An 8956-nucleotide genomic window follows, 5' to 3' on the forward strand; every position below is an offset into this window, starting at 1 on the left:
ACGTAAACAGCACTGATTTCGAAGGGAAGCAGCTGAGAAAGTTGGGCTTCATTTTTGGCAAAAAGCCGGAATTTCACTACTTTTGCCCCCTGCTATCAAGCCGACCGTGAAAAAAGAAAGCCAATACGACATCAATTTAGCCAAACTGGCGCTGAAAACGCACCATTTTGAGTTCGAGCTGGGTCCCGACTTTTTTGCTTTGTTCGACCAGCCCTTGGTGGAGCGGGGCAATCTGCACGCCGATGTGGAACTCATTAAAACCGAGCGGCTGATGACCCTGAATTTTCACATCAGCGGCGCTGTTTGCCTGACCTGTGACCGCAGCCTCGACGAGTTCGACCAGCCGCTGGACATTGAAGAGCAACTGCTGGTGCGCTTTGGCGACGAGAACAAGGAGCTGGACGACAACGTGCTGCAAATCACGCCGGACACCCAAACCCTGCCGCTCGCGCAGCACCTGTACGATTACATCGGGTTGGCATTGCCGATGAAGAAGCTGCACCCGCGCTTCCAAAACGAAGCCGACGACAACCCCGACGCTCCCACCAAGCTCATTTTCAGCACCCGTCCTGCCGACGATGAGCCCGATGACGACGAGCCGGCCGACCCGCGTTGGGCCGCCCTGCGCAACCTCAACTAAGCGCCCCGAGTCGCCCCGCACTCGTTCAACTCAACTTCAAATTTCCTAATTCAACAAAACCATGGCTCATCCTAAGCGCCGCACCTCTTCCGCCGTTCGCGACAAGCGTCGTACCCACTACAAGCTCACCCCGAAGGCCGTTACCTTGTGCCCCAACACCGGCGAGCTGCACTTGCGCCACAAGGCGTACGTAGTGGATGGCGACCTCTACCACAATGGTCAGTTGGCCATCAAAAACTACACGAAAGTGAACGCGGCACCGGCGGCTGATACCACCGGCGACGACGAATAGCGCGTCAGGTTGTTACTTCGCGGCACCATACGGTCCGGCTTCGCTCTTTTTTAAGCCAGCGGGGCCGGACTTTTGGTTGCTACTCTTTCCCTGACCTACCCCAAACACCTCGTTCATGAAAATAGCCCTCGACGCAATGGGCGGCGATTTCGCCCCCCAAGCCGCCGTGGCGGGTGCCCTAATGGCTGCTGAGAAATTGGCTGGCCGGGCCACCATCGTCCTCATTGGTCAGGAAGATGCCGTGCGGCCCCTGCTCGATGCCGCTGGTCCCGCAGGTGCCGCCCTCGAATTTGTTCCTGCGTCGCAAATCATCGACATGGGCGAACACCCCGCCCGGGCTTTCCAACAAAAGCAGGATTCCAGCATTGCCGTGGGCTACAAAATGCTATTGGCGGGCACCGTTGAGGCGTTTTGCTCGGCCGGCAACACGGGCGCCATGCTGGTGGGCGCCATGCTCACCGTGAAAGCGGTGCCCGGCGTGATACGCCCGGCCATTGCCAATTTTGCCCCCAAGCTCAAAGACAGTTTCGGCATCCTGCTCGACGTAGGCGCCAACGCCGAGTGCAAGCCCGAAATGCTGGAGCAATTCGGCGAGCTGGGCTCCCTCTACGCGCAGCACGTGCTGGGCATCGAGCGGCCTAAGGTGGGCTTGGTCAACCTGGGCGAGGAAGAAGGCAAGGGCACTCCCATTACCCAGGCAGCGCACCAATTGATGAAGGTGAACCCGCACATCAACTTCGTGGGCAATATTGAGGGCCGCGACATGTTCAACGACAAAGCCGACGTCATTGTGTGCGATGGCTTTACGGGCAACATCTTGCTGAAAATGGCCGAGTCCATCTACGAAATGATGGACGAGAAGCAAATGCATGACCCCTTCTTCGACAAGTTTAACTACGAAGCCGTGGGCGGTTCGCCCATCTTGGGCATCAACGACAACGCCATCATTGGCCACGGTCGCAGCACGCCCTTGGCCATCGCCAACATGCTGGAGCAAGGCTACAACATGGCAGCATCCGGCATTGTCGACCAGATTAAGGCCACTTTTAAGTCGTAAATTGCGGCACTGCGCAGTGTAAAACTTCCGGCTTCGGCCGGATTTTTTTTACCTACCGTTCCGCTTATATCTTACTGTTTGCGAATCAAGTCCCTGCTTATTTTCGGCGCTGATTCCTAGTTTCTCCCTTGCCCCGCCTACTTTTGCCCGTATGAATATTACTGCTGCCATCACTGGCGTGGGCTCTTATGTGCCCGAATACGTGCTGACCAATGCTGAGCTTGAAAAAATGGTGGACACCACGGATGAGTGGATAATGTCACGAACCGGAATTCGGGAGCGGCGCATTTTGAAGGGCGAAAATCAGGGCTCCTCCGTGATGGGCATCAAGGCAGTGCAGCAGCTGCTGGACAAAACCGGCACCAACCCCGACGATGTGGAATTGCTGATTTGCGCCACCACTACCCCAGACGTGCTGTTCCCGGCCACGGCCAACATCATTTCCAACGGCGTGGGCATCACCAAGGCGTTTAGCTTCGACATGAACGCGGCGTGCTCCACCTTTTTGTTTGCGCTAGCCACCGGCGCGCAATACATCCAGGCCGGCACGCACAAGAAGGTCATCGTGGTGGGCGCCGATAAAATGTCGGCGATTGTTGATTACACCGACCGCGCCAATTGCATTCTGTTTGGCGACGGCGCTGCTGCCGTGTTGCTGGAGCCCAACACCGAAGGCTACGGCTTGCTCGACCAAGTGCTGCGCACCGATGGCAGCGGCGAAGCCTACCTGCACCAGAAAGCCGGCGGCAGCCGCCGCCCCCCGACGCACGCAACGGTGGACAACAAGGAGCACTACATCTACCAGGAAGGCGCCACCGTCTTCAAATTTGCGGTGAAAAGCATGGCCGACGTGGCCGCCCAGGTGATGGACCGCAACCACCTCAGCAAAGACGACGTGGCGTGGCTGGTGCCCCACCAGGCCAACAAGCGCATCATCGACGCCACGGCCAACCGCATGGGCGTGGGCCCCGAAAAGGTGATGCTCAACATTCACCGCTACGGCAACACCACCAACGGCACCATTCCGCTGTGCCTGGCCGACTACGAAAGCCAGCTGCGCCGCGGCGACAACCTCATCCTGGCCGCCTTTGGGGGCGGTTTCACCTGGGGCTCCATCTACCTAAAGTGGGCTTACGACCCCAAATAGTCAACTTAAATTTGTGCGCTTGGAATGGGTTTGGGGCCCCGGCCATCTTGGCTTCAGCTTCCTCCCTTTTTCAGTCTCACCTTTACCTCCTAAAATTCCCATCATGGCAAGTACCGCCGACTTCCGCAACGGGCTCGTTCTTAACTACAACGGAGAACTGCACGTCATCACCGAGTTTCAGCACGTGAAACCTGGCAAAGGCCCCGCTTTTGTGCGCACCAAAATGCGCAACATCAAAACCGGCCGCACCATCGACAACACCTTCAACGCTGGGGTGAAAGTGGAAACGGCCCGCGTGGAGCAGCGCCCCCATCAGTTTCTGTATAAGGACGACTACGGCTACAATTTCATGGACAACGCCACCTTCGAACAGGTGGTGCTGCCCGAGGCCATGGTGCCCTTTGCCGACCTGATGAAGGAAGGCCAGGAAGCCACCATCCTGTTTCATGCCGAGACCGAGCAACCCCTCACGGCCGAGCTGCCCACCACCGTTGACCTCGTGGTGACCTACACCGAGCCGGGCCTGCGCGGCGACACCGCTACCAACACCCTGAAGCCTGCCACGGTGGAAACTGGGGCCCGCATCCAAGTGCCGCTGTTCATTGACACCGACACCAAAATCCGCATAAAAACCAGCGACTACAGCTACGTCGAGCGCGTGAAATAGGATTTAAGCCGTTAGTTAAAAGCTAATAGCGCGCAACCAACTGCTTATTGAATATGTCAAACTCGCCCAAAAAGGACGCTGCCATGAAAGCCAAAGAATTACAAGAACTGCTCGATTTTATTGCCAAATCGGGTCTGAACAAGGTAAACATTGAAACGGAGGAATTCAAGATTTCGGTGCAGCGCGACCCCAACACCAAGCACGTGGTAACGACCGCCGCGCCGGCTCCCGTCGCGGTAGCGGCCCCGGCTCCGGTTGCTGCCCCGGTGGCCGCTGCAGTTTCGGCCGCTGCGGCGGCTGCGGCCCCGGAAGCAGCCAGTGCCAGCTACAAGACCTTGAAGGCCCCCATGATTGGCACCTTTTACCGGAGCAGCGGGCCCGATGCTCCGGCTTTTGTGCAGGTGGGCGACATGGTGGAGAAAGGCCAGGTTATCTGCATCATCGAAGCCATGAAGCTGTTCAACGAAATTGAAGCTGAAGAGAGCGGCCGCATCGTGAAAGCCGTGGTAGAAAACGCCACCCCGGTGGAGTACGACCAGCCGCTGTTTTTGATAGAGTAGCAGGGACTTAGGGGCTTGGAAACTTGGGGACTTGGTTGTTAGCCGCTCGGCGCAGCTTTGCTTCCACGTTTCCAAGCCTTTGCTTTTGGCTAGTTTCATCAAACCAAGTTCCTAAGAACCCAGGACCCTAAGTTCCCAAGACCCACCCAATGTTCAAGAAAATACTCATCGCCAACCGGGGCGAAATTGCGCTGCGCATTATCCGTACCTGCAAGGAAATGGGCATCAAAACGGTGGCCGTGTACTCGACTGCTGACAAGGAAAGCCTGCACGTGAAATTTGCCGACGAAGCCGTGTGCATCGGCCCTCCGGCTTCGGCCAAGTCTTACCTGAGCATGCCGAATTTGATTGCGGCGGCAGAAATTACCAACGCCGACGCCATTCACCCCGGCTACGGCTTCCTGTCGGAAAACGCCGAGTTTTCGCGCATTTGCGCCGAAAACGGCATCAAGTTCATCGGGGCCTCGCCCGAGATGATTAACCAGATGGGCGACAAAGCCACGGCCAAAGCCACCATGATAAAGGCAGGCGTGCCCGTGGTGCCCGGCTCGGACGGCCTGCTTGAATCGGTAGAGCAGGGCAAGAAAATTGCCAACAAAATCAAATACCCCGTCATTATAAAGGCTACGGCCGGTGGTGGCGGGCGCGGCATGCGCATCATTCATTCCGACGACGAATTCCAGAAAGCCTGGGACGATGCGCGCACCGAGTCGAAGGCCGCATTCGGCAACGACGGCATGTACCTCGAGAAGTACGTGGTGCAGCCGCGCCACATCGAGGTGCAAATTGTGGGCGACCAGTTTGGCCACGTGGCGCACCTCTCGGAGCGCGACTGCAGCATTCAGCGCCGCCACCAGAAACTGGTGGAAGAAGCCCCCTCCCCTTTCATGACCGACGCCCTGCGTGAGCAAATGGGCAAGGCGGCCATTGCGGGCGCCTCGGCCATTGGCTACGAGGGCGTGGGCACCATCGAGTTTTTGGTGGACGCCAACCGCGACTTCTACTTCATGGAGATGAACACCCGCATCCAGGTGGAACACCCCGTGACGGAGGAAATCATCAACTACGACCTCATCAAGGAGCAAATCAAAGTGGCGGCGGGCATTCCGATTTCGGGCAAAAACTATTTTCCGAAGATGCACGCCATGGAGTGCCGCATCAACGCCGAAGACCCGCGCAATGGCTTCCGTCCGGCGCCGGGCCGCATCACCACGCTGCACATCCCCGGCGGCCACGGCGTGCGCGTGGATACGCACGTGTACGCCGGCTACCAGATTCCACCCAACTACGATTCCATGATTGCCAAGCTCATCACCGTGGCCCAAACCCGCGAGGAGTGCATCGTGAAAATGAAGCGCGCCCTGAGCGAATTTGTGGTGGAAGGTGTGAAAACCACCATCCCCTTCCACCTCGCGTTGATGGACAATGTGAAGTTCAACGAAGGCGACTTCACCACAGCATTTTTGGAGGAGTCGTTCGATTTCTCGACGATTTAAGCAAGATGCTCCGTTAAATAAAAACGCCCAGCCAGTTTGGCTGGGCGTTTTTATTTGCCTTCTTAACTCAGGGGGTTTCTATTGGCAAGGTGGTAAGTTTGCCATTGAATCAAAAAATTGGGTTAGGTCCCAAGAACTGAATCTGCTCCATTTTATTGGTCTTTTTGGTCATTTAAAATTATGCCTCTTCCACGGTTAAAGTCATTCGGTTCGTTAGGGTTGTTTGCGGCGTGCCTCGTTATTACCTCTTGCGCGGATGAATGCAACGGCAACATCGAAACCACGGTGCTTTATGCTAAGCCCGGACCAAAGGGAATGGGTCGCCGCATTTACGTGGACGTGGTGAATAAGCCCGGTTTGGGCATCAAAAAGACACTGCTGTATGAGGGCAAGGAGTTTGGTACTTTCGAGCACGTTGTCATCATCAATGACCCGGATGGTCGGTTTGCGAAGAACCGTAGCATCTGCTTCACTAATTTCCAACGCGCAGCACCTGTGACTGGAGGCGATTTGAACGAAGTAGACATTCCAACTATCACGATAGATAAATAACCGGTTGCCCGCCGATGCAACCCAAGCAAGAGGCTGTGACTCTTCCCCTGAGTTGGGGCCTTTTTCTTTGTTGCATGCCTGCTCGATTGCTTTTTACCGGTTTGCTGCTGTTTGTTGGCTTTCACCTGCTGGCCCAGGATGTGGCTGCGTTGCGCCCCGTGCGCGACTCGGCCTTTGCCGTGCACAATCTGTTTCGGGAGCTTCGAGGCAAAGGACTCACCACGTCGGGCTACGGCATGGCAGGTCTAACGGGTACCGGGTTTGGAATTGCCCGAGGGCAAACCGGCATACCTGTTTTGCTAGGCATTATCGGTATTGTGCCCACCGCACTGGGGATGCGGCAATACTGGCGTTTCAGCACAGACCGCGAAGGAGCCATCGTGCGGCTATATGAGCAGGGCTGGCCCTTGCCGCCAGATGTTCGGCGCCGGCTCCGCGCAAAACATTTCAAGGCCATGATGCTATAGTAATTGCTATTCCTCATGAACAAGCTCTTTATATTTTTCCTCCTCACAGGCTTGGCGTTGCCCGGTTTTGGCCAGGGCCGTGACACCGTTTTTGCGGTCCATAAGCTGTTTAACCAGAAGCGCGCCGGTGGCAAAAGCATGCAATCATTCGGTGACAGTGCGGCGAGCAAGGCTTACAATGCCGAACGTGCCGGCAGCCCGCTCACCAAGCAAGAAGTGCGTCGGGACGCCTTGTTTAACACCGGTTTTTACGTTGCGGGCACGTTGAAGGCCAGCGACTACAGCCCCGAGAACGAGGCCGCCATCATTCGACACTACCAAGCCGGTGGATTCATTCCGCCCGCTATTCGCCGCAAGCTGAAGCGCAAGCACTTCCACCGCACCACCCGCGATGTAGTGAATGCGAGAAACTGATTTGAACGCCCCCGACGCCCTGTGCGCCGGGGGCGTTCGGCTTTTGGGCTACCTTTGCCCCACTAATCTCCCACCCTCCCCCTAATTCCCAAAATACCCCTCCTAATATGGCACGAGTGGAAATGACGATGCCCAAAATGGGCGAAAGCATCATGGAAGGCACCGTCCTGAAATGGCTCAAGCAAGTTGGCGATACCATTGAGCAGGACGAATCAGTGCTGGAAGTAGCCACCGATAAAGTAGATACCGAAGTACCGGCCATTCACGCGGGCGTGTTGCAGGAGATTCTGGTGCAGGAAGGCCAAGTCGTGGCCGTGGGCGCGCCCATTGCCATCATGGAAACCGATAAGGCCTCTGCCGGTGCTCCTGCCGCGGCCCCCGTTGCGCCGCAAGCGGCCACTGCGCCCTCCAGCAACGGCGTTCGCCCCGATGCTGGGGTGGCCGAAGTGCCTTACCTGCCCGAGGCCGGAGCCTCACAAGCCGCCCAGCAGGCCCTAGCGCAAGGCGCCGTGCATCAGCCCGGCCGCTTCCTCTCGCCGCTGGTGCTGAGCATTGCCCGCGAGGAAGGCGTGAGCATGGCCGACTTGGAATACCTGCCAGGGACTGGCAAGGAGGGTCGCGTGACAAAAAAAGACATTCTGGACTACGTGGCCAACGGCAAGCCGGCCCTAACGGGCGGAGCCCCAGCGGCCGTAGCGGCTCCAGCTTCTGCTGCGCAGCCCCAGGCGACGGCCACGCCTCCCGCTCCTGCCGAAACGCCATCTCCCCAAGCCGCCAAGGCACCGAGTCCGCAAACGGCTTCCAAACCCGCGCCCAGCGTGAGCGGCGGCCAGGAGCTGATTGAGATGGACCGCATGCGCAAGATGATTGCGCAGCGCATGGTCGACTCGAAGCGCATTTCGCCCCACGTCACCAGCTTCGTGGAGGCCGACGTGACGGAACTGGTGACGTGGCGCAACAAGCACAAGGACGCCTATAAAAAGCGCGAGGGCGAAAACCTCACCTTCACGCCCATTTTTGTGCAGGCAGTGGCCCGGGCCATCCAGGATTTCCCGATGATTAACGTGTCGGTTGACGGCGACTACATCATCAAGAAGCGCGACATCAACATTGGCGTGGCCGTGGCTTTGCCCAGCGGCAACCTGATTGTGCCCGTCATTCACAACGCCGACCAGCTCAACCTCAATGGCCTGAGCAAGCGCGTGAATGACCTCGCCACCCGCGCCCGCGCCAACAAGCTCAAGCCCGAAGACCTTGAAGGCGGCACTTACACCCTCAGCAACGTGGGTTCGTTTGGGAATGTGATGGGCACGCCCATCATCATGCAGCCGCAGGTGGCCATCATGGCGGTGGGCGCCATCAAGAAAAAGCCCGCCGTGATTGAAACGCCACAGGGCGACCTGATTGGCGTACGTCACTTCATGTTCCTCTCGCACAGCTACGACCACCGCGTGGTCGACGGCTCGCTGGGCGGCATGTTTGTGCGCAAAGTGGCCGACTACCTGGAGCAGTTCGACCCGAATACGGCCATTTAACGCATACAAGCAACCTCAAGAACGTCATGCTGAGCGGAGTCGAAGCATCTCTACCGCAACACTAATTCACTAATCAGGATTACTGCCGCGGTAGAGATGCTTCGACTCCGCTCAGCATGACGTTCTTTT

Annotated in this window: 11 protein-coding genes; all 11 read left to right on the forward strand. The window is 57.5% G+C overall.

All coding sequences use genetic code 11. From position 1 onward, the window contains the following. Positions 1–106: 106 nt before the first annotated feature. Entirely contained in the window at positions 107–640 is a 534-nt protein-coding gene (locus VF629_RS07735; RefSeq protein WP_331057893.1) for a DUF177 domain-containing protein, read from the forward strand. 61 nt (positions 641–701) lie between these two features. Then, the gene (gene rpmF / locus VF629_RS07740; RefSeq protein WP_331057894.1) at positions 702–932 is read left to right on the forward strand and encodes a 50S ribosomal protein L32; all 231 of its coding nucleotides are present in this window, start codon (positions 702–704) and stop codon (positions 930–932) included. Positions 933–1047: 115 nt separating this feature from the next. Then, positions 1048–1989 carry a phosphate acyltransferase PlsX gene (plsX, locus tag VF629_RS07745; RefSeq protein ID WP_331057895.1) on the forward strand — a complete coding sequence of 314 codons (942 nt, stop codon included), beginning with the start codon at positions 1048–1050 and terminating at the stop codon, positions 1987–1989. A gap of 151 nt (positions 1990–2140) precedes the next feature. Then, positions 2141–3136: a beta-ketoacyl-ACP synthase III gene (locus VF629_RS07750; RefSeq protein ID WP_331057896.1), complete on the forward strand. Its 996-nt coding sequence runs from the start codon at positions 2141–2143 to the stop codon at positions 3134–3136. A gap of 103 nt (positions 3137–3239) precedes the next feature. After that, positions 3240–3803 (forward strand): elongation factor P, encoded by a 564-nt coding sequence (gene efp / locus VF629_RS07755; protein ID WP_331057897.1) that lies wholly within the window; start codon positions 3240–3242, stop codon positions 3801–3803. A gap of 83 nt (positions 3804–3886) precedes the next feature. Next, positions 3887–4363, forward strand: coding sequence for an acetyl-CoA carboxylase biotin carboxyl carrier protein (accB, locus tag VF629_RS07760; protein WP_331057903.1), 477 nt, complete (start codon positions 3887–3889; stop codon positions 4361–4363). 149 nt (positions 4364–4512) lie between these two features. Further along, a complete protein-coding gene (accC, locus tag VF629_RS07765) occupies positions 4513–5859 on the forward strand; it encodes an acetyl-CoA carboxylase biotin carboxylase subunit (RefSeq protein WP_331057898.1) in 1347 nt (448 codons plus the stop codon). Positions 5860–6039: 180 nt separating this feature from the next. After that, entirely contained in the window at positions 6040–6411 is a 372-nt protein-coding gene (locus VF629_RS07770) for a hypothetical protein (protein WP_331057899.1), read from the forward strand. A 14-nt stretch (positions 6412–6425) separates the two neighbouring features. Further along, complete coding sequence (locus tag VF629_RS07775) at positions 6426–6878, forward strand: hypothetical protein (protein WP_331057900.1); 453 nt, start codon at positions 6426–6428, stop codon at positions 6876–6878. Between the two features lie 15 nt (positions 6879–6893). Next, positions 6894–7292 (forward strand): hypothetical protein, encoded by a 399-nt coding sequence (locus VF629_RS07780; protein WP_331057901.1) that lies wholly within the window; start codon positions 6894–6896, stop codon positions 7290–7292. A gap of 107 nt (positions 7293–7399) precedes the next feature. Further along, positions 7400–8827, forward strand: a complete 1428-nt coding sequence (locus VF629_RS07785) for a dihydrolipoamide acetyltransferase family protein (protein ID WP_331057902.1) — start codon at positions 7400–7402, stop codon at positions 8825–8827. Positions 8828–8956 lie beyond the last annotated feature (129 nt).

This window comes from Hymenobacter sp. (assembly GCF_036388155.1).
Classification (GTDB): Bacteria; Bacteroidota; Bacteroidia; order Cytophagales; family Hymenobacteraceae; genus Hymenobacter.

What these genes read in the sequence shown, in the direction of transcription:
- rpmF (WP_331057894.1), top strand. Translation starts at nt 702, where the DNA reads ATGGCTCATCCTAAGCGCCGCACCTCTTCCGCCGTTCGCGACAAGCGT.
- plsX (WP_331057895.1), top strand. Translation starts at nt 1,048, where the DNA reads ATGAAAATAGCCCTCGACGCAATGGGCGGCGATTTCGCCCCCCAAGCC.
- VF629_RS07750 (WP_331057896.1), top strand. Translation starts at nt 2,141, where the DNA reads ATGAATATTACTGCTGCCATCACTGGCGTGGGCTCTTATGTGCCCGAA.
- efp (WP_331057897.1), top strand. Translation starts at nt 3,240, where the DNA reads ATGGCAAGTACCGCCGACTTCCGCAACGGGCTCGTTCTTAACTACAAC.
- accB (WP_331057903.1), top strand. Translation starts at nt 3,887, where the DNA reads ATGAAAGCCAAAGAATTACAAGAACTGCTCGATTTTATTGCCAAATCG.
- accC (WP_331057898.1), top strand. Translation starts at nt 4,513, where the DNA reads ATGTTCAAGAAAATACTCATCGCCAACCGGGGCGAAATTGCGCTGCGC.
- VF629_RS07770 (WP_331057899.1), top strand. Translation starts at nt 6,040, where the DNA reads ATGCCTCTTCCACGGTTAAAGTCATTCGGTTCGTTAGGGTTGTTTGCG.
- VF629_RS07775 (WP_331057900.1), top strand. Translation starts at nt 6,426, where the DNA reads ATGCAACCCAAGCAAGAGGCTGTGACTCTTCCCCTGAGTTGGGGCCTT.
- VF629_RS07780 (WP_331057901.1), top strand. Translation starts at nt 6,894, where the DNA reads ATGAACAAGCTCTTTATATTTTTCCTCCTCACAGGCTTGGCGTTGCCC.
- VF629_RS07785 (WP_331057902.1), top strand. Translation starts at nt 7,400, where the DNA reads ATGGCACGAGTGGAAATGACGATGCCCAAAATGGGCGAAAGCATCATG.